General features: G+C 35.3%; 19 protein-coding genes. 3 read left to right on the top strand and 16 right to left on the bottom strand.

Annotated features, from left to right (window positions below):
• Nucleotides 1-52: 52 nt before the first annotated feature.
• The 10 genes from G7Y65_RS03255 to G7Y65_RS03210 form a co-directional block, all read right to left on the bottom strand.
• Nucleotides 53-877 carry an MYG1 family protein gene (locus G7Y65_RS03255; RefSeq protein ID WP_141926707.1) on the bottom strand — a complete coding sequence of 275 codons (825 nt, stop codon included), beginning with the start codon at nucleotides 875-877 and terminating at the stop codon, nucleotides 53-55.
• A 228-nt stretch (nucleotides 878-1,105) separates the two neighbouring features.
• Nucleotides 1,106-2,926, bottom strand: coding sequence for a glutamine--fructose-6-phosphate transaminase (isomerizing) (glmS, locus tag G7Y65_RS03250; RefSeq protein ID WP_165314597.1), 1,821 nt, complete (start codon nucleotides 2,924-2,926; stop codon nucleotides 1,106-1,108).
• Nucleotides 2,927-3,441: 515 nt separating this feature from the next.
• A complete protein-coding gene (locus G7Y65_RS03245; protein WP_042493835.1) occupies nucleotides 3,442-4,626 on the bottom strand; it encodes an ammonium transporter in 1,185 nt (394 codons plus the stop codon).
• Between the two features lie 188 nt (nucleotides 4,627-4,814).
• On the bottom strand, nucleotides 4,815-5,927 hold the full coding sequence (locus G7Y65_RS03240) for an LCP family protein (protein WP_165314595.1): 1,113 nt from the start codon (nucleotides 5,925-5,927) through the stop codon (nucleotides 4,815-4,817).
• A gap of 195 nt (nucleotides 5,928-6,122) precedes the next feature.
• Nucleotides 6,123-6,680 (bottom strand): ribosome recycling factor, encoded by a 558-nt coding sequence (gene frr / locus G7Y65_RS03235; protein ID WP_042493833.1) that lies wholly within the window; start codon nucleotides 6,678-6,680, stop codon nucleotides 6,123-6,125.
• A gap of 4 nt (nucleotides 6,681-6,684) precedes the next feature.
• Complete coding sequence (gene pyrH, locus G7Y65_RS03230; RefSeq protein WP_042493832.1) at nucleotides 6,685-7,407, bottom strand: UMP kinase; 723 nt, start codon at nucleotides 7,405-7,407, stop codon at nucleotides 6,685-6,687.
• Between the two features lie 21 nt (nucleotides 7,408-7,428).
• On the bottom strand, nucleotides 7,429-8,310 hold the full coding sequence (gene tsf, locus G7Y65_RS03225) for a translation elongation factor Ts (RefSeq protein ID WP_042493830.1): 882 nt from the start codon (nucleotides 8,308-8,310) through the stop codon (nucleotides 7,429-7,431).
• 176 nt (nucleotides 8,311-8,486) lie between these two features.
• Nucleotides 8,487-9,263 (bottom strand): 30S ribosomal protein S2, encoded by a 777-nt coding sequence (gene rpsB, locus G7Y65_RS03220; RefSeq protein WP_042493829.1) that lies wholly within the window; start codon nucleotides 9,261-9,263, stop codon nucleotides 8,487-8,489.
• Nucleotides 9,264-9,417: 154 nt separating this feature from the next.
• Complete coding sequence (locus G7Y65_RS03215; protein ID WP_042493828.1) at nucleotides 9,418-9,696, bottom strand: GIY-YIG nuclease family protein; 279 nt, start codon at nucleotides 9,694-9,696, stop codon at nucleotides 9,418-9,420.
• Nucleotides 9,689-10,453: a tRNA1(Val) (adenine(37)-N6)-methyltransferase gene (locus G7Y65_RS03210; protein WP_042493826.1), complete on the bottom strand. Its 765-nt coding sequence runs from the start codon at nucleotides 10,451-10,453 to the stop codon at nucleotides 9,689-9,691. The genes G7Y65_RS03215 and G7Y65_RS03210 overlap by 8 nt, the downstream gene beginning before the upstream one ends.
• 91 nt (nucleotides 10,454-10,544) lie before the next feature.
• Here G7Y65_RS03210 and G7Y65_RS03205 point away from each other — a divergent pair, with 91 nt between their 5' ends.
• On the top strand, nucleotides 10,545-11,183 hold the full coding sequence (locus tag G7Y65_RS03205; RefSeq protein ID WP_165314593.1) for a lysophospholipid acyltransferase family protein: 639 nt from the start codon (nucleotides 10,545-10,547) through the stop codon (nucleotides 11,181-11,183).
• A 138-nt stretch (nucleotides 11,184-11,321) separates the two neighbouring features.
• Here the strand turns inward: G7Y65_RS03205 and G7Y65_RS03200 are convergent, their stop codons facing one another.
• Together G7Y65_RS03200 and G7Y65_RS03195 are read right to left on the bottom strand one after the other, a co-directional pair.
• Nucleotides 11,322-11,558 carry a YneF family protein gene (locus tag G7Y65_RS03200; RefSeq protein WP_042493823.1) on the bottom strand — a complete coding sequence of 79 codons (237 nt, stop codon included), beginning with the start codon at nucleotides 11,556-11,558 and terminating at the stop codon, nucleotides 11,322-11,324.
• Between the two features lie 72 nt (nucleotides 11,559-11,630).
• Nucleotides 11,631-11,885: a DUF896 domain-containing protein gene (locus G7Y65_RS03195; protein ID WP_137600581.1), complete on the bottom strand. Its 255-nt coding sequence runs from the start codon at nucleotides 11,883-11,885 to the stop codon at nucleotides 11,631-11,633.
• 138 nt (nucleotides 11,886-12,023) lie between these two features.
• On the opposite strand from G7Y65_RS03195, the gene lexA reads away from it, so the two are divergent.
• On the top strand, nucleotides 12,024-12,623 hold the full coding sequence (gene lexA, locus G7Y65_RS03190; RefSeq protein ID WP_042493821.1) for a transcriptional repressor LexA: 600 nt from the start codon (nucleotides 12,024-12,026) through the stop codon (nucleotides 12,621-12,623).
• 38 nt (nucleotides 12,624-12,661) lie between these two features.
• Here the strand turns inward: lexA and G7Y65_RS03185 are convergent, their stop codons facing one another.
• Nucleotides 12,662-13,279 (bottom strand): sugar O-acetyltransferase, encoded by a 618-nt coding sequence (locus tag G7Y65_RS03185; RefSeq protein WP_165314592.1) that lies wholly within the window; start codon nucleotides 13,277-13,279, stop codon nucleotides 12,662-12,664.
• A gap of 152 nt (nucleotides 13,280-13,431) precedes the next feature.
• On the opposite strand from G7Y65_RS03185, the gene G7Y65_RS03180 reads away from it, so the two are divergent.
• A complete protein-coding gene (locus G7Y65_RS03180) occupies nucleotides 13,432-14,472 on the top strand; it encodes an acyltransferase family protein (RefSeq protein ID WP_137600583.1) in 1,041 nt (346 codons plus the stop codon).
• Between the two features lie 172 nt (nucleotides 14,473-14,644).
• Here the strand turns inward: G7Y65_RS03180 and G7Y65_RS03175 are convergent, their stop codons facing one another.
• The 3 genes from G7Y65_RS03175 to G7Y65_RS03165 form a co-directional block, all read right to left on the bottom strand.
• Nucleotides 14,645-16,627 carry an LTA synthase family protein gene (locus G7Y65_RS03175; RefSeq protein ID WP_165314591.1) on the bottom strand — a complete coding sequence of 661 codons (1,983 nt, stop codon included), beginning with the start codon at nucleotides 16,625-16,627 and terminating at the stop codon, nucleotides 14,645-14,647.
• Nucleotides 16,628-17,647: an acyltransferase family protein gene (locus G7Y65_RS03170; RefSeq protein WP_137600585.1), complete on the bottom strand. Its 1,020-nt coding sequence runs from the start codon at nucleotides 17,645-17,647 to the stop codon at nucleotides 16,628-16,630.
• A 202-nt stretch (nucleotides 17,648-17,849) separates the two neighbouring features.
• Nucleotides 17,850-19,583: a putative glycosyltransferase family protein gene (locus G7Y65_RS03165; protein WP_165314590.1), complete on the bottom strand. Its 1,734-nt coding sequence runs from the start codon at nucleotides 19,581-19,583 to the stop codon at nucleotides 17,850-17,852.
• Nucleotides 19,584-19,600 lie beyond the last annotated feature (17 nt).

Genomic DNA, 19,600 nt, shown 5'->3' with positions numbered 1-19,600 from the left:
AGTCCTATAAAACGGTACGGTTTTTTATAGATTAATGAGCGTTCATTTATATTTAAACGTTGTCAACTAGCGATTTTGCTAATAATAAGGCATGTTCTTTTGTATCTACAACCCCCATAAAACCCGTACGATGAATAAATATAATCCATGGCTTATCAAGTTGCGGTAACGGTTGTTTAACTTCAAAACTACCATGACTGACTGGCACGCCTTGAATCATCCAATTCCCATCTTTTCTAGGCATCACAACAAAACGACATTTATCAAATTGTTCTACGTAATCTTTCCATGGCCCAGAAACTGGTAATAACAATATCTCATCAGATATAAAAGTTGCATTATCAATAACATCTTTTTCAGCAATTAATTTCGCAATAGTTTTATAAATACGATTATCTAACACACCTTTTGCAAATGTGATAGCGCGTTTAAAGCTTTCTAACTCATGATCTTCATCATAAAAATCATTGATAGCATCCGAAATCGTAAATGCCGGACTTTGATAAGTTGAAACCCCATTATCCAATGCATCAATACCAATAATAAAACTTTTTTCTACATTTAATTTCGTTTTCATAATCAAATCTGGGGCAATATCTGGCATCATTTTTTTTAAATAGGTTTCACTAAATTTTTGCCAAATCAACCCAAAAGCTGCCATTGGCACACCATTTTCATGTTGCCTTTGATCGTCAATACCGTGATGATCAAATTCACCACCACCAACATCATATACAAAATTATTTTTATTATTTGTTATCTGTTCATCTCGTGTACGGACAAGTGGTAATTCAGGAAACAGTTGTGTCAAAATAACACTTGCAAAGACATCATCAGCATGAAACTTACCATTATGTGTAACTAATTGTTGATACATTTTACTTAGCCTCCAAATTACTTGTAATCTTTATTTTCTATTTTACACGTGATTGCTTGATAAAAAAATGGTGCTTCAACAAAAACTACCTTGAAATGAAACAGCTACTATTTGAGGTTTCTGATCATCAAAATTTTGATTATATAAAAAATAGCAAATTACCAATTGATTAGTAATTTGCTATTTTGCAAGATAAGAACATTTATTGTGTTCTAACCTCATTATTTTTTACTGAACCGTAACTGATTTGGCCAAATTACGTGGGTGATCAACATCTAAGCCACGACCAAGTGATGTATAATAAGCCAACAATTGTGCTGGGACAACACTTACTAATGGTGTTAATAGTTCGTTAATATCTGGCAATACTAAATCATCTTCAGACTTAGCAATCGCTTTAGTCACAATCGTAAACGTCTTTGAACCACGGGCTTGCGTTTCAGCTAAATTACCACGCACTAATCCTGCCAGACTTGGTTGCGTCATGATTGCAATAACGGGTGTATCTTGTTCAATCAATGCCAAAGTCCCATGCTTTAGCTCACCTGCTGCAAAGCCTTCTGTTTGAACATATGATACTTCTTTCAATTTTAAAGCATCTTCAGGCACTACTGCAGCATCCACACCACGCCCAATATAAAAGGCATTCTGTGATGGCACAAGCATATCATCAGCAACTTTTTGTAACGTTTCTTTGTCGTCAATGATACCTTGGATAGTCACGGCAATCTTTGATAATTCTTGTTCTAGATCAAGATTTAATTGCTTACGGTCTGCCAAGGCGTATGCCAAAATAGCTTGTAACGTAATTTGCGCAACGTAAGCTTTCGTTGAAGCAACCGCAATTTCAGGACCTGCAATCAATGGCAAAGCATATGTTGCTTCACGCCATAACGTTGACTTTTCAACATTAGTTAATGTTAATGACTTGAATCCTAACGCATTAATATTTTGTAGCACTTCACGGGAATCAGCGGTTTCCCCTGATTGTGATAAGAAAATAAAGAATGGGGTTTCTGACAACAATGGTTGATCATGTGCAAATTCTGATGAAACATGAACTTCAGTTGGAATCCCCGCCCAGCGTTCAAACATACGCGCACCAACTAAACCAGCATTATATGATGTTCCAGCAGCAATGATGTACAAACGATCAGCGGCTTTTATATCATTGATAATTCCTTCACCAATTTGCGGCTCATTATCTTGTGGCAAATAACGTGAAATCAGATGGCGCAAAACAATTGGTTGCTCATCAATTTCTTTTAACATGTAGAATGGATAAGTCCCCTTATCTGTTTCAGTTGCATCAATATCCAAATGGAAGATATCACGAGTGACTGATGCACCAGTTTGATCAAATAATTGTACATTATCTGGGTCAACAATGGCAATTTCACCATCATGTAGCTCGATAAAATCATGGGTTTGATCTAACATAGCGACCGCATCAGATGTTACCACATTAAAATCTGCGCCAATACCGATTAACAAGGGTGACTTTTGCTTAGCAACATACATGCGTTCAGGCTCTTCACGATCCATCAATAAGAACCCATATGCTGAATTTTCATCCATCAAACCAATTAATTTCTTTAATGCATCAATAGTAGTTGCCCCTTCTTTAACAAATTTATCAATCATTTGAACTGCTACTTCAGTATCAGTATCTGATTCAAAGTGCACACCTGCTAAATAAGTTTGCTTTAACTCAGCATAATTTTCAATCACCCCATTATGTACCAGGTAAAAACGGCCATCACCCGACTTATGTGGATGCGCATTGTCAACTGATGGCACACCATGAGTTGCCCAACGTGTGTGCGCAATTCCTGCAGATCCTTTAACATCCTTTGAGGCCACAAGCTTTGCCAATTCTGAAACCCGACCATTTTCTTTAACTAATTGATCAGTCCCCGTCGTTTCGTCAGAAACATACAACCCTGCAGAATCGTAGCCACGATATTCTAATTTTTGTAGTCCCTTCAATAAGACAGGTGCTGATTGATAATTGTTACTACCAGTAAATCCAACGATTCCACAAAACATATTTTTCTCCTTAAAAACTAAAATCCAAACAAATCATCAAATGGTATAGTATTTTTTTTGGTTGTTTTTTATTTTTTTATATCATAAACACTATTATTACGCGTTAATGTTTGCTGGTCAACAACTTCATACAATTATATAACTATTTTGGTATAAATTGGTATAGTTTTAAAATATTGAAAAGTTTAAACTTACTTTAATTGTAAAGAAAAAGAGTTAGCCCAAAATAAGCTAACTCTAAAAATATTAAGATCAGTGACCAATAGTGACCAGAGATTTTTCAATCATCGCTTTAATTGTGAGCGTTTGAATGCTTACAATTATTGTGGTGGCGCTTAACATCCATGCTTTTATATGCACGAACAGCGCGATCAACTTTCTTATTCAACATATTCATTCCAAACATAAGATTGCCCCCTTTTATAATTTTATTCAAAGTGTAAAGAAATCCTTTACACTACTGTAATATTTACCGTTATTATATACTAACGCACTTACCTTAAATTGTCAATAAATTATATATTGATTTCACCATGTAAATCATAGTCTAGACCCTTTTCTTCAATTGCTTCATCTACACGCAACGGTGTTACCAACTCAATTAATTTCGCAATGATAATCGTCATTATGCCAGCCAACAAGATAGTGATCACCATTGCACCAAGTTGTGTGCCTAGCAATTGCCAACTAACCGATTGTCCTGTTAATGATTTTGATGCAAACAAGCCTGTTAAAATACCCCCGATAACACCGCCAACACCGTGCAAACCAAATGCGTCAAGCGTATCATCATAGCCCAACCGATTCTTTAGGACGTTGGTTGCAAAATAAGCGCCAATGGCAACGATAATTCCCATGGCCATTGCACCAGCTGGTTGAACAAATCCTGCCCCAGGTGTAATTGCCACTAACCCAGCAACGCCACCTGACATTGCACCTGAAACCCGCACCCGCTTGAAGATAACCATATCCATGATAACCCAAGTCAACATGGCAAATGCAGCTGCAATACTTGTATTTGTAAAGGCAATTATTGCAACACCATTAGCCGCTAATGCTGATCCGGCATTAAAACCGAACCAACCAAACCATAATAAACCACCGCCGACAACTGTTGCTATTAGGTTAGTCTCGTTTAAAAATTGCACTTTACGTCTTTTACCAATCAACAATGCCAGTACTAAGCCAGAAACTCCCGATGAAATATGTACGACATCACCACCAGCAAAATCTAATGCACCGTGAGAAGCAATGATACCATCACCCCAAACCATGTGTGCTAATGGGACGTATACTAACAGCATCCATGCCAACAAAAATAGAATAAAAGCTTTAAAATTCATACGACCAACCACAGATCCTGCAATAATGGCCATTGTAATCATTGGAAACATCCCCTGGAATAAAGCGAATAAGCCATCCGGAATACTTAATCCTCTTGTACTTTTAGTCATTGAAACATTATGCAAAAAAGCAGCATCTAAATTACCAATAATTGGTCCTGACCCACTAAATGTCAACGAATATCCAACTGTGAACCATACCACACCACCAACAGCAACCGCAATCATAACCATAGCTAGGGTATTAACAGTTGTTTTGGTTTGTGATAAACCACCGTAAAACAAAGCTAACCCCGGCACCATTAACCAAACTAAACCTGCACTAATTAATATCCATGCAATATCTGCACCATTCATTGCCCACACCTGCGCTTTCTTAAATATCTTAACATCAGTATAAGCATCTAAATAAGAATCGTAACGAAATGTGTTAGCAATTGTGACATCTAATGGTATAGACTATTAATATTTTCACTATTTAAGTCTATAAAAAAGCCGAAGATATCCATTTTAGATACCTTCAGCAAAATGATAATAATCATTTATTAATTTGTTGGAACACCAATTGTGTTCATTGTAGCAGTTGAAACGTCCCCACCATACAAAGGTCCCGTTTGTGCTTGTTTTAGTCCTAATGACTTGCGCAAAACATTGGTTGCACGTTGTTGTTCATCACTTGAAACAACTTCAGTTGATCCTGAAGACAAACTATAGCCATCACCTTGAATATGATCATTCTTAACATTGTCCGCAGCACCTGCATACTTGCGCACCATCGTAATCATATCACCATATGATAAGTCAGTTTGCATCGATGATGTAATTGAGTTTAAGAAACCTGAATCCAACAATTTAGTTGGGTTGTTTTCAGCAGCTTTAATAATACCTTGTAATACCAAACGTTGACGATTTTGACGACCATAATCACCTTGCGGATCATCATAACGCATACGTGAGAATGCTAAGGCTGCTTCCCCCGTCATACTAGTATAAGTCTTCCCATTATGTGTATAATTACTTGAACCTTGTGTAAAGCTATACAAGTTACCACCAGTTGCATGCGCTGTATCAGGATTAAAATCAAATGTTAATGGTGAATTGACCTTAACACCACCAACTTTATCAACTACTTTTTCCATACCACCCATATTAACCAAGGCATAGTAATCAATAGGCACGTTTAACCATTTTTGAACCGTCTTAATCGTTGATTCAGCTGAACCATATGAATAAGCAGCATTAATTTTTTGTGGGAACGTATCTTCATGACCAACAATTGAAACCAATGTATCACGAGGAATTGACATAATAGTCGTCTTATCCTTCTTTGGATTAATCGTTACCAACATAATCGAATCAGTACGTCCTTTATAGTGCCGATTTAATTCACCCGTATCAGTTCCTAACAATAAAATTGAAATTGGCCTACCCGATTTCATAACACTTGAAACATCACGCGCCTTTTTCATTGTTGGTTCTACATATGATTTATCGATTGCCCCTTTGGTTTGCATATAAGCATAACCAAATAAACCAGCGACTATCAAAATCACCAATAATATTAAACTTAAAATAGTATTGCGTATTTTATGTGATTTTTTAGGGCTTTTCTTCTTACCACTGCGATTACTGCGTGATACTTGTTGCTCGTCATTCATGAGCTTTTCCTCCTAATATAGTGATCATCATACCTATCTATGCGATTAAAAACAAGCACTCTAACATGTATGATAATTAATACCTATAAAACATTATACACAAATAAGTTCATAAATAGCTGCTAAAATTATTAAGATAAAAAAAAGAATTGAAAACCTGTGCAGTCCCCAATTCTTTTTGAATAATTAACTAGCTTAAATCGTTAATAATTCTTTTTCTTTTTCAGCAGCAATTGCGTCAACATTCTTAATGGCTTCATCTGTCGCCTTTTGAATATCATCCTCAATACTGTGTGCTTCATCTTCAGATAAGTCATTGTTCTTTAAAGCCTTTTTAGCTTCATCCATCGCATCACGACGAACGTTACGAACAGCAATCTTAGCACTTTCTGCTTCACCCTTAACTTCTTTAGCTAAATCTTTACGTGTCTCTTCTGTCAACGCTGGGATAACCAAACGAATAACTGAGCCATCATTAGCTGGTGTTAAGCCTAAATCAGATGCGAAAATAGCTTGTTCAATGCCTTTAAGAGCTGTCTTATCAAAAGGCGTAATCAACAAAACTCGTGCCTCTGGCACAGTAACTGATGCCAATTGATTCAAAGGTGTTTGTGCACCATAGTATTCTGCAGTAACATTACGCAAAATTGATGGGTTGGCAACACCGGCACGAATATTTCCTAATTCACGCTGTAAAGCATCCCCTGCTTTACTCATGCGCGTTTTTGCTGATTCAACAATTGCATTGGCCATAATACTAATTTACCTCCACGGTTGTTCCAATATTTTCACCCAAGGCAACACGTTTAATGTTCCCTGTTGTATTCATATTAAAGATTACCAAATTGATATCATTATCCATAGATAGTGTTGAAGCGGTTGAATCCATAACCTTCAAACCTTTATCAATAATGTCTTTATGTGTTAACTTTTCAAACATTGTTGCATCTGGGTTCTTACGAGGATCGTCGCTGTAAACACCATCAACACCGTTTTTAGCCATTAGAATAGCTTCAGCATTAATTTCAGCTGCACGCAAAGCAGCAGTGGTATCAGTTGAAAAATATGGTGAACCTGTACCTGCACCGAAAATAACAACGCGTCCCTTTTCTAAGTGGCGCACTGCCTTACGGCGAACATATGGTTCAGCAACTTGACGCATTTCAATAGCAGTTTGTACGCGTGTTGGAACATCGTGTGACTCAAGTGCATCTTGCAATGCTAATGCATTCATAGTAGTACCTAGCATACCAACATAATCAGCTTGTGCACGTTCCATACCTAGTTTGGCACCAGCTTCACCACGCCATAAATTACCACCGCCAACAACGATTGCAATTTCAACACCTAGTTCATAAACTTCCTTGATTTCCGCTGCGATATTGTTAACAGTTTCTGGATCAATACCATAACCACGTTCACCAGATAATGCTTCACCTGATAATTTTAACAATACTCGTTTGTACTTTACATCTGCCATTCTTTAATTGCCTCGGCCTTCTTATTCACCCATTTGTGCTGCAACTTCAGCAGCAAAGTCATTTTCAGCCTTTTCGATTCCTTCACCCACTTCATAGCGAACGAATGAAACAATCTTGCTATTATTGCTTTCAACATACTTTGCAACAGTTTCTTTACCATCACCCTTAACGAATGGTTGGTCAACTAGTGCAATTTCAGCCAAGAACTTGTGCAAACGTCCTTCAACCATCTTTTCCTTGATGTTGTCAGGCTTTCCTGCCAAATCTTCTGACTTCATTTGAACGTCTTTCTCATGAGCCAAAACTTCAGCTGGTACTTCTTCACCTGAAACATACTTAGGTGCAATAGCTGCGACGTGCATTGCAACGTCCTTTGCAACTGCTTCATCAGAACCATCTACCAAAACAAGTGATGAAATACGACCACCCATGTGTGAGTAAGTTCCGAATACTTGTCCATCTGTCTTTTCAATAACAGCAAAACGACGTAGTGTAATCTTCTCACCAGTAATTTGAGTTGTATGAACAATCATGTCATTCAAAGTTTCATTTTCAGCCACTTTTAATGCCAAAGCTTCTTCAACATTAGCTGGTGCATATTCAACAACTGCATTTGCAACAGCATGTAGCAATTCGTTAAATTCTGCATTACCAGCAACGAAATCAGTTTGTGAATTCAATTCGATGATAGCAGCTTTATTATCCTTTGAAACAACGTAAGTCATTCCTTCTGCAGCAACAGCGCCAGCCTTTTTAGCGGCTTTTGCCATTCCCTTTTCACGCAAAGCATCAATTGCCTTGTCCATGTCACCTTCAGTTTGAACCAATGCCTTCTTGGCATCCATCATACCAACACCGGTCTTCTCACGTAACTCTTTAACTTGTGAAGCAGTAATAGCCATTTTTATGGTCTCCTTGTATATGCTAAATCTTATCTAAACTAGTATACACGAAAATTAAGTCATTTTCTATATAGTTAGCTAGATATCTACTACCATTTTACATGAGTTTTGCTCATAGCGCAAAAAAAGCTTACGCCCAATTAGGCGTAAGCTTTTTTATATCTTGAAAAGCAGAATTAGTTCTTCTTACCTTCAACAAGATCAGTCAATTCTTCGATTGAAGCTGGCTTGTCACCTTCAGCTGCAAAGTCAGCTTCTTCTACAGAATCTTCACCTTGGTTACCTTCAATAATAGCATCAGCCATCTTTGAAGTAATCAAACGTACGGCACGGATTGCATCATCGTTTGATGGAATCTTAACGTCGATTTGATCAGGGTCAGCATTAGTGTCGACCATAGCCACGATAGGAATGTTCAACTTGTGTGCTTCTTGCACTGCCAATTGTTCCTTGTGAGGATCAACGATGAACATCAAATCAGGAATCTTAGGCATATCTGCGATACCACCCAAGAACTTGTTCAACTTTTCACGTTGCTTGATTAGCAATGAAACTTCCTTCTTTGGCAAACGATCAAAAGTACCATCTTCTTCCATTGCACGTAATTCCTTAAGACGGGCGATACGTGCTTGGATAGTATTCCAGTTTGTCAAAGTTCCACCTAACCAACGGTGGTTAACGTAGAACATGTTTGCACGAGTTGCTTCTTCAGCAATTGAGTCTTGTGCTTGCTTCTTAGTACCAACAAACAATACCGTTGCACCATCAGCTGCTGCATCACGAACATAGTTATATGCTTGATCAACCAACTTAACTGTCTTTTGCAAATCGATAATGTAAATGCCGTTACGTTCCGTAAAGATGTAATCTGACATCTTTGGGTTCCAACGACGAGTTTGGTGTCCAAAGTGTACACCAGCTTCAAGTAATTGCTTCATTGAGATTACTGCCATGAGTATCTGCCTCCAAATGTTTTGTCCACCTAGCCTCGCATGTAGCCTGGCGACCCGTAAAAGGGGCACCCGTCAAACTATTGAGAACTAGTGAGTATTTTTGGTATAAAACCAATTACTTACTATACTCATTTTTTTCATAAATGTCAATAAATTAATCCATAAATACACTAACTTGATGATTTCGCAAAAAGGCCTCTTTTTGCTTTCTACTTAATTGTTTAAACATTGCCTCAGCATGAAGTGCATCATGTTTCGATTCAAAAGCTTCTGCATAAATTAATTGTAATGGATGCCGCTTAGCTGGTCGCGTAAATTTTGCCCCTTTACCGGCCTCATGCGTTGCAAAGCGTTGCCCAACATCATTTGTAAAACCACAATACAACATATTATCTGCTGTTAATAAGACATACATATAATAAAGTTTATTCATGTTGTTGCCGGCCTTCATAAATTGACCATACGGCATCAGTATACGTATCGTCTTGATTATGTGTAATAATTGGTGGTAGTATTTGTGCACCTGTCAATTTACCATCTTTAATAGCATCAATTAATAGCACATTAGCAGGTTCACCTGCTTTAGGATAAACAAACTGAATACGCTTAGGGGACAAATGATTTTTTTGTAAGGTAGCTAAAATTTCAAATAAGCGATCTGGTCGGTGCACCATATAAAAATGGGCTTTATTTTTTAACAATTTTTTTGCTGTATATATTACCAATTCTAAATCAGCCATAATTTCATGACGTGCAATCGCATAATGCTCATTTTCATGAATAATGGTTTGATCATTATCTATTGAAAAATATGGTGGGTTTGACACAACCATATCAGCTGATCCTGGCCGGATATCATCAAAAATATCACGCATATCTGCGTTTATGATTCTAATTTTATCCGTCAAATCATTCATCATAACTGAACGTTTGGCCATATCAGCAAGCCTTTCTTGAATCTCTACACCAACAATATTACCCGTGACTTTATGTGCCATAAATAATGCCACTGCCCCATTTCCTGTTCCCAAATCAACAGTTAACCCACGTCCGCCCTTACGTGGTTGCGCAAAGTTTGCAAGTAAGACTGCATCTAGTGAAAATGAAAAAACATTTTTACTTTGAATAATATGAACATCATCGTTATATAACATGTCAACACGTTCATCAGGTAATAATTCAACTTTCATAAAAATTAAACTCCTTATTTCATAATTATTTGCCAATAACGCCATTTTTGTGGGATAATAAGGCGTTATTATTAGGGAGGATGAACAAAATATGTTCTATTCATTCATACGTTATGTTGCTGCTGGCGTTGTCTGGCTAATTAATGGTCGTTATAAATTACTTGGCACAGATAAATTACCAAAAGGCAATTATATTTTAGTCGGCCCACACCGTACTTGGTGGGAACCAATTTTCTTTGCACTAGCAGGCTGGCCACATCGTTTTAGTTTTATGGCTAAAAAAGAACTTTTTAAAAACCCCATTTTAAAGTGGATTTTAATTCATGCCAATGCTTTTTCGGTTGATCGTGATCATCCTGGTCCTTCAGCAATCAAGATGCCTGTTCAAAATCTTAAAAAGACTGACTTAAGTTTGATTATGTTTCCATCGGGCAGTCGGCATTCTGAGGAAATGAAAGGTGGTGCATTAATAATCGCCAAACTTTCTGGTGTACCATTAGTCCCAATTGTTTATCAAGGACCTGTTAAATTTTCGGGATTGTTTAAACGTAAAAACGTGACTATGGCCTTTGGTGATCCCATTTATATTGATAAACGAACGAAAATCAACGAAGAAACGACCAATGAATTTGGTAATACTCTCCAAGCTTCATTTGATAAATTAGATCAAGAAATTGATCCTAATTGGGTGTATGTGGATCCTAAGCCAACAAAGAAAAACAATCATTAAATATGAGTGGGATATTTTCTCACATAAAAAGGTAAACTCATTTTAAACAAATGTTTTTACCTTTTTTATTGCCCTCGTGCATAAACATATGCCTAATAAAAAAGTTGAGTTGTTGTCAACTCAACTTTTTTAATCACACTATTTCTTCTTTGAAGAAGTTTGTGCTTGATTCTTCATTTGTGACATCATTTGGTTCAAACGCTTTTGTGACGGCTTTTGTCCCATTGAAGTCATCATTGATTTCATCATTTCTTCTGAAATTGGTGGATTATTCTTAATATACGTCTCCATTGAGCGACGTGCAATAAAGAAACCAGCGACAGCACCAAGTATCGCAGCAAGAATGACAATAAAAATCCAAATTGTTGTGTTCATTTTATTACTCCAAAAATATATTCAAATACCATTATATCTAATTATACGCCTTTTTACTAGTTATTAGAACGTTTAATTATCGCGAATACCTTTGTCACGTTGAATTTTCTTTACTTTTTCAGGCGTGACTTCATTACCATCTTCATCATAAACCTGAAGCATTTCTACTTGTGAACGAAATGCTTTTCTAAAATTATCCAAAAATTCAGCTCGCAATTCAGCACGTTCTGAAATTTCTTCCTCTGTTAACCCTTCTGAGGTTTTTGCTTTAGCAGCTAATTCGTTAATTCGTGTACGAACAGCCATCATATGTTCAGTTTCAGCCATGCCCATTCCACCTTTTCATTGAAGTTAATGGTATCATTTTAACATAATTCACTCGATTCATTACATAATTAATTATACAAATATCAACAAAAACAATATTTAGCGTAGAATAGAATTGATAAAAAGGAGTACTTGATGATGACTAACAAGTCTACCAAACAATTAGATATTTTGAAATTTATTTATGAAAAACAACAACAGCGTGGTTATCCACCAACCGTCCGTGAAATTGGTGATGGTGTTGGCTTAGCTTCTTCTTCTACTGTTCATGGTCACTTAACAAGATTACAAGATAAAGGCTTTATTCAAAAAAAAGCAGAAAAAACACGCGCTATTACGGTGACACCTACAGGTATTCAAGCCCTCAAAAAGGCAGATATACTCACTTTAGCTGATACACCAGCTCCTATGATTAATACACCTCAAGATATAGTAGCCTCACTAGATGAAGAAACTATTATACTAAAACATAATAGCAACACGATGATTAATATTGGTATTTTAAATCATGATTATCTGATTATTAAAAAAGAGACTGCTATTCCAGATGGTGCAATTGTTGCCGTAATTTTAGATAAGAATAGTGATGGTGCACGCCAAACAAATGTCTATCGTTATTTTAAAGAAAGAAATCAAGTCCGTTTACAACCAGAAAATAGTAATCTCAAACCAGTTATTACTAATAACGTTGAAATTATTGGCCAAGTTATTGGTGTTTATCGTAACGAAATTAATTAAAAAATGAGTGATGTCAATTAAAACATCACTCATTTTTACTATTTATTACGATTATCGTAGTAATCTTTTTCTTGTTGTTCCCAATTAGCTTTATCAGCTTCTGTAATTGGGCGCATTACTTTAGCTGGATTACCAACAGCAACAGTATCAGCTGGGATATCTTTAACCACCACAGCACCGCCACCAATTACAACGTTATCACCAATCGTGACCCCCGGGCCAACAAAAACGTTAGCACCAATCCAAACATTGTCACCAATTGTTATTGGCTTACCATATTCTAACCCACGTACACGGACAGCTGCATCAATCGGATGACCAGCAGTAATTAAACTAACACGTGGTCCAATCATAACATTATTACCAATATGTACTTCACAAGTGTCTAAAATCGTTAATCCCGTGTTGCCGTAAAAGGTATCGCCAATATAGATATTTTTCCCGTAATCAATATACAGATCAGACTCAATATAACTATCTTTACCAATTTTCCCCATTAAATCTTCTAATAATTCTTGTACCTGTTCTTCATCTTCATGGGCCGTTTGATTATACAATGCCACACATCGTTTACCAGCTTTACGAGCAGCAATCAGTTCTTTATCACCTGATTTATAAAGCTTACCCGACAACATAATTTCACGTTCTGTTTTCATTAAATCACCCCAAATATATAAGTATGGCTATTATTTTAACATAAATTATGAGGTACATCTAAATGCTAAAAATTCTATTAAAGATAAAATATGGGATATATATTAGCGTTATAATAACTTAAAGATTATTTATACAATGAGGTGTTCTTTTAATGAGTAAACAAATGCAACGTGATGCCACTTTTGACATCGCCAGGGCAATGGGCGTTTTGGGTGTAATCATTGGTCACACTTTAATGGGTGGCCATTTAAATTTCTTACAAAATATTATCTTCGAAATGAATTTACCCATTTTTTTCTTCGTTTCAGGCTATTTTTATCGAAATAAAAAGATAATGTCACTAATAAAAGGCGGCTTCAATACCTTACTGTTTCCATACATAATTTTGGCTATAATTTGGATTATTTTAAATTACATAAAAATTCCGACACTACACACTATTAAAGTTTTTACAATAGCTGCATTTTATGCCTCAGGTGCACCCGGAATAGCATTATTTGGAGATGGCAACATTGCAATTGGTGCCCTTTGGTTTTTACCAGCCATGTTTATCGGTAACATACTATTTCATTTTATTATGAAGTTAAAAAGTCATTCTCTACAAATTATTTTTGTCCTAATTTGCGTTTTACTTGGTTTTTATCTAGGTCCTTTATATCGATTCCCACTTTCCTTGGCAGCAGTTCTTCAAGTACAACTTTATTACTATGCTGGACATTTATGGAAAAATTATCGTCAAAAAATTGAAAATAATTGGACATATTATTTACTGATATGCATTTGTGCAACTTTTTGGATTGTCGGTGCTTTATCAGGTTGGTATGGTTTAACCGCTGGTACAGCAAATCATATTTTATTAGCAACACTTGGCGGACTTGGTACACCGTTTATTTTACTATTACTGGCCAAAGGTATTATTAAATTTACAACTAATTTTGCTGCTCTTTTTAAATGGATTGGGCAAGTGTCGATTTTGTTTTTCATCTTTAACTGGCTTGATATTATCTTCATAGATTCGATGGTTAATACACACCTATTGATACCACTATCCGCTGCTGTGAGTGAAAATGCTGCTTATATCATCATTAGTCTTATCAGAGTATTATGGTCCATTATTGCTGTTTTTATCGTTCTAAAATTTAAATTTATTAGAACCATTTTTTTGGATAAAAATGCACCTCTTCATATTTAACAAAAACTTCATCCCGTGAGAGTTCCGGGATGAAGTTTTTGTTTGTGCTCATATTTTTTGCATAAAAAATCCCCTATTGATAGATAAAGAATATAATGCAAATTCATCTTTATCTATCAACTGGGGACTCCAACAATGTATTTAAACTGGCCCGTTAATCTTTTATTACACCTTATTGATTATCTGTAAAACTATCATCTAAATAATGATTACCAGCAGTAATATCATATTGTACTAACATGAATTCATGTAACAATTTTTTCTGCTTTGACGTCAAATCTTTTGTATTTAACTTATGCCCCTGCTCATCAACAAATATGTCTCGTGTGTAATTAGCAAGTGCTGGTAATTCATCAACAAATTTGGTCTGCAAAGCAAAGAACGGTGTCAATTTACTGTTAGTAGCTTTTAATGCCAATGCTGGAAAATCACTTGGTGATGCGTACGGACGCTCATCATGCTGTAACTTACTCTTATTCATTTTACGGGCAGCTGCATTCTGATAAATAAAGTAATCAGTTTCATGACTTGTTTGCATTTGCTTATTTTGATCGACAAAAGTAAATACAACCGGCCAATGATCACCATAAAAAACCATCGTTATTGGGCGCTTAATCTTTTCAACTTTAGCAATTAATTTTTTCGTTGCCAAATCGGTTTGGTGTACACCTGTAATGTATGTTTCAATTTGATCCTTAGTTGAATTTGAAACAGCCGGTTCTTTCATCTTATAAGGACTATTCGGATATTCTTTAGCTGAATATGGTAAGTGATTCTGCATTGTCATTAATTGTAAAAACTGTGAATCTTTATTATTTGTGGTATCCACTTTATCTAATAAGAATTTATACGCATTTTCATCAGTTGGATACTCTGCACGAGATGATAATTTACCAGTGTACTTGTCCGGATACTTATAGGTTAACCCATCAGTTGTGTAGAACTTTTGAATTCCCATATCTTTGTAAGCATCACGCCGGTTATAAAACATTCCTGCATATGGATGAAGTACTTCTCGTTTATCAAATAGACTTGGTAGAATGGGTGTTTTATGTGCAAATGGTACAACTTGTGTATAAGGAACTGCCATTTCTGGTGCAAAAGTTGCTAAAGGAAGCCCAGCAATTGTCATATATTCAATGTTGGCTGTACCACCACCATGACCTGACGACAGCATTTTACCAGAAATTACTGCTTTATCTTTAATAGCATCAATATTTTTATAAGCATCTGGCCCTTTATATGCTAAATTAGGAACATCATCTGGATTGGTTAATGATTCACTCAAAATAGAAATAACAGTTTGTCCTTTTAAATTATCCTGTCTTGTTTCATTTAATTTATCTGCATATTGGGTATATTTCTTTTGTAAATGTGCCATTTCTTTAGCAGAATAACCAGCCGGTTCTCGCATAATGACACTAGAAATATTTGATACAAATGTCATAATTGGGCCATTGACCATGGCATCATCAACGCCTATTTTATTTTGCCATTGATACCCAAAATGATTTAAAATAGCACGATTTTGATCAGCATTAACGACAAACGGTGTTGCTAACATTAAAAAGGTAACGATTAAAACAACCAATCGGCTCCCTGCCTGCTTAAACATCATACTTTGCACTGACTCAGAAAACTTACCAACTTTTTTTCGGCGTATATAGAGCTCTAATCCAACTGCAAGTACAAGCAGTATGACAATCCCCGCTACAGCCGCAACTAATAAGTCTTTATCAACCATTTTTGTCAATCCACTGACAGCAGTAACTTCTGACATATCACTAAAAATAATTGGTTCATTACGCGTTTTCATTTTCATATATTCGGCCACAATTGCTACAATTGCCGTTAACGAATATATCGCAACCCCCATAAACAAATGATTAACCAGCACTACTATAAAAATAAATAATGTTAAACAAGCTAGCATTGAATAGAGTGCTTGTGGTCGCATCATATATTGACGGACAAAATCTAATACAACTGGTATATCAGTAGATTGATAGTTCAGGCGCCCCCATACTTGAAAGTGCATTGCAAATTGCAACAAAAAAACTGTCACAATACTTAAAACTAACCCAATAATTAATAATTTCATCCAGCCATTGAAAGAAGGTCCTATAAATTTAGATTTATTAAAAATTCTCTTCATCTAATTTACCCTATCCTTATCCCAATAATCCGTAATTTTAATTACTGCCCATTTCGATACAATAATAATAAGCAAAACGATTACCCAAGCCAGCATAAAAACAAGCCATTCAGTTGTAATTATATTGTTTAGCTGATTTTTTATCGGCACAATCATCGTCATAAACGATAAAATAGCAATGCTTATACTGTAATGTTTACCTATACCAATCAACCACATCGTCCAGCGAGATAAATGCTCACTAATATACCAAATAATTGATAGTATCGCTTCAAGTATGATTATGGCTGCCAATGTTCCAATAATCCAATGATTAATTTGCGCAACAGTTAATTCATACGCACCATTATGTGACATTATCCAACTAATAATACCACCTGCCAAAATTGTGGCTCGTGCTGGTTGCCAGGCCTTGGTTTCATCATTAAAATAGTGACCTAATAACATAAATGGTTGCACCACTACCCCTGATGTAAAAGACCAAGGTAATTGGACCCCTCGTGAAACATAAAATCCACCATATGTTATTAATACAACTAATACAATTTGTAGGGACAGTGGCTTAATTTTAATAATTAAAGTTGTTATAATAGTTCCCCAAAACAAGGCTAATAACGCCCAACCAAGGCCAATACCGGTCTCAAATTGCCAAAACATTGTGGCTCCTGGCCAACCATTACCATATAGCATCGCCTTTACACCAACCCGAATCGCTTGAAATGGCTGGTTAAGTAACGATGTTAATCCAAACATTTGGACAAATTTACTACTAGCAATCAACAAGAGACTAATTAAAAAATATGGTACTAAATATTTTAATATTGATTGTGTAAGTGTTTGTACAATTCTTTGATTAATTTTAATTGCATATCCAGCAACAAAAAATATCATTGGCCAAGTGGTCCATGTTAAAAACCGATACCACGCGATATTCTGCTGTTGGCTAACCATTTGCATCGCAATCAACATAATGATTGCAACGCCTGTTAAAACGCTAACAGTTCTTTTTCTAATATTCATTATTTCTTTGTCCATACCCGATCTTACAAATTAAAAATTTATTCATTATATTTTAAAAAAACGCTCTTATTATATTACCATTTTTAGTAAATAAAGCACAAATTATTACCAATTCACTCTGTCATACATCTCTATTTAAGTAAATAAAAACACCAAATCAAAAAAAATAACAACTTTTGATTTGGTGTTTGCTTTATCTAAATTATTTATTTTTATTTCTTAATACGCTGACTAATAATAATAAAAATGTCACCATGCTAATTATCCATGCAATATACGTTGTTATTGGGGTAATGGCACGAACAGTTACTTTATTAATAGCCACATTTCTAGTTTTGATAACTAATTGCTTATCCTTATTTATTTTATAATCATAGTGCTGATGATGATTATCGACTATTTCATAATTCAATCCCTGATACCCCACCATCGGCAAAATTGTCTGTACTTGTTTTTTAAACTTAGCTTGATAGATTAAACCATTACTAATTGATTTTGTTGACGTATTAATAAGTTGACCATTCTGTATAATTTTCTTTTCTTGCAAAGCTTTATTAAACTGAAAATTAGCTGGCATATAATCAAAAGCACCATAAGTTATCCAATACCCCATAATATTCTTAAAATCATCATTTTTAATTTTAAAATTAGCAATCGGTGTATAACTAACTGGCTTTTTTGACGTAGGTTTATAATCTGTGTGTACTGACAATACATTAACCCGATCGACAAACCCAAATTTCAAGCTAAATAATGTAACAACAACTGATATTATTGTTAATCCTACATATAAAATACGTTGCACTTTAATAGATTGGAAGATATTACGAATCATAAAAATTGACGTTAAACTCAATAAAAAGATAGCGATAATAAATACACGATGTGGAAATTGAATAACGCCCAACGGTGTCGTATACAAATATTGCCAAATATAACTCATACCGCTAAAAATAATTAACATTGATACAATTGTTGCATATTTAGTAAAACGATCTTGTTTCCACCAAGTAAATAACACACCAAAAATTGATATGAATGCGACAATACCAATACTATTTGTTTTAAAAATAACATCTGATTTAAATGAAAAAGCTGTCTTAAATAATTCTTGAATATCTGGTGCAGACCAAATCGTTAATGTCGTAGCACCAGGTGTGGCTAAATCATTACGCAACATTGCAATAATAAACGGCATTAAGAATACCATTGATAACAAAATTGTAACAATAGCTGACACAGACAAATTAGCTAAGCTATTCAATTTATTTTTTTTGAAAATCAATAAAAAGGCCGTAAATATTGCTGTGTAAACCGTAATAATAACAAAAGATAACATGTGTGACAAGATAATTAAAGTAAAGCCAATTGCTAACAATAAAATAGTCTTTCTATCTAACTTCACAATATTATCGGTCGTACTTTTTACCAAGCGAATCAATCCCAGTACCACCAATGGCATAAACGACATCGCCCATACTTCTCCAAATAACCATTGTTGGACCGATTGCGATATCAATGGCGTTGTTATTGTATAAATAAAAGCAGCAATTGTACTTTCTAACACCGATAACGAAAGCTCTTTTCCGACCCATTTTGCAATACTAAATTGGACCATTAACTGTGCCCACATTAAGACATACAATGACGTAACTGGTGGGAAAATAAATTGTAAAATTGCACCAATATATATTGGTAGTGACGGATACATGGTTGGTACCAAACTACCAATTTGATTTGATGAAAATGTTGAAATAACAGGAATTAAATTCCCGCTTTTTAAATGATTGTAGTATTCAAATATTCGATTAGCATGAAATTGCAAATCTGCACCTGAATAAAGAAAGCCAAAGCGGCCAACATACGCTAACAGCATGACGAAAAATAACGCTGGTATTAAATAATAAATCCCTTTTTTGATGGCATTAATCCCCATGTTTACTCCTTAAAAAA

Source organism: Weissella sagaensis (genome assembly GCF_010306265.1).
In the GTDB taxonomy this organism is placed as follows: domain Bacteria; phylum Bacillota; class Bacilli; order Lactobacillales; family Lactobacillaceae; genus Weissella; species Weissella sagaensis.
Note: the sequence above shows the minus strand (reverse complement) of the source record. Positions and strands in the feature narration are given on the sequence as shown.

Excerpts from the sequence above, each read along its gene's own strand:
- lexA (WP_042493821.1), top strand. The coding sequence starts at position 12,024 with ATGACTAACAAGTCTACCAAACAATTAGATATTTTGAAATTTATTTAT.
- G7Y65_RS03180 (WP_137600583.1), top strand. The coding sequence starts at position 13,432 with ATGAGTAAACAAATGCAACGTGATGCCACTTTTGACATCGCCAGGGCA.
- G7Y65_RS03185 (WP_165314592.1), bottom strand. The coding sequence starts at position 13,279 with ATGAAAACAGAACGTGAAATTATGTTGTCGGGTAAGCTTTATAAATCA.
- G7Y65_RS03165 (WP_165314590.1), bottom strand. The coding sequence starts at position 19,583 with ATGGGGATTAATGCCATCAAAAAAGGGATTTATTATTTAATACCAGCG.
- tsf (WP_042493830.1), bottom strand. The coding sequence starts at position 8,310 with ATGGCTATTACTGCTTCACAAGTTAAAGAGTTACGTGAGAAGACCGGT.
- pyrH (WP_042493832.1), bottom strand. The coding sequence starts at position 7,407 with ATGGCAGATGTAAAGTACAAACGAGTATTGTTAAAATTATCAGGTGAA.
- glmS (WP_165314597.1), bottom strand. The coding sequence starts at position 2,926 with ATGTTTTGTGGAATCGTTGGATTTACTGGTAGTAACAATTATCAATCA.
- G7Y65_RS03240 (WP_165314595.1), bottom strand. The coding sequence starts at position 5,927 with ATGAATGACGAGCAACAAGTATCACGCAGTAATCGCAGTGGTAAGAAG.
- G7Y65_RS03245 (WP_042493835.1), bottom strand. The coding sequence starts at position 4,626 with ATGAATGGTGCAGATATTGCATGGATATTAATTAGTGCAGGTTTAGTT.
- G7Y65_RS03195 (WP_137600581.1), bottom strand. The coding sequence starts at position 11,885 with ATGGCTGAAACTGAACATATGATGGCTGTTCGTACACGAATTAACGAA.
- G7Y65_RS03205 (WP_165314593.1), top strand. The coding sequence starts at position 10,545 with ATGTTCTATTCATTCATACGTTATGTTGCTGCTGGCGTTGTCTGGCTA.
- G7Y65_RS03255 (WP_141926707.1), bottom strand. The coding sequence starts at position 877 with ATGTATCAACAATTAGTTACACATAATGGTAAGTTTCATGCTGATGAT.
- G7Y65_RS03215 (WP_042493828.1), bottom strand. The coding sequence starts at position 9,696 with ATGAATAAACTTTATTATATGTATGTCTTATTAACAGCAGATAATATG.
- G7Y65_RS03170 (WP_137600585.1), bottom strand. The coding sequence starts at position 17,647 with ATGAATATTAGAAAAAGAACTGTTAGCGTTTTAACAGGCGTTGCAATC.
- G7Y65_RS03175 (WP_165314591.1), bottom strand. The coding sequence starts at position 16,627 with ATGAAGAGAATTTTTAATAAATCTAAATTTATAGGACCTTCTTTCAAT.
- frr (WP_042493833.1), bottom strand. The coding sequence starts at position 6,680 with ATGGCCAATGCAATTGTTGAATCAGCAAAAACGCGCATGAGTAAAGCA.
- G7Y65_RS03200 (WP_042493823.1), bottom strand. The coding sequence starts at position 11,558 with ATGAACACAACAATTTGGATTTTTATTGTCATTCTTGCTGCGATACTT.
- G7Y65_RS03210 (WP_042493826.1), bottom strand. The coding sequence starts at position 10,453 with ATGAAAGTTGAATTATTACCTGATGAACGTGTTGACATGTTATATAAC.
- rpsB (WP_042493829.1), bottom strand. The coding sequence starts at position 9,263 with ATGGCAGTAATCTCAATGAAGCAATTACTTGAAGCTGGTGTACACTTT.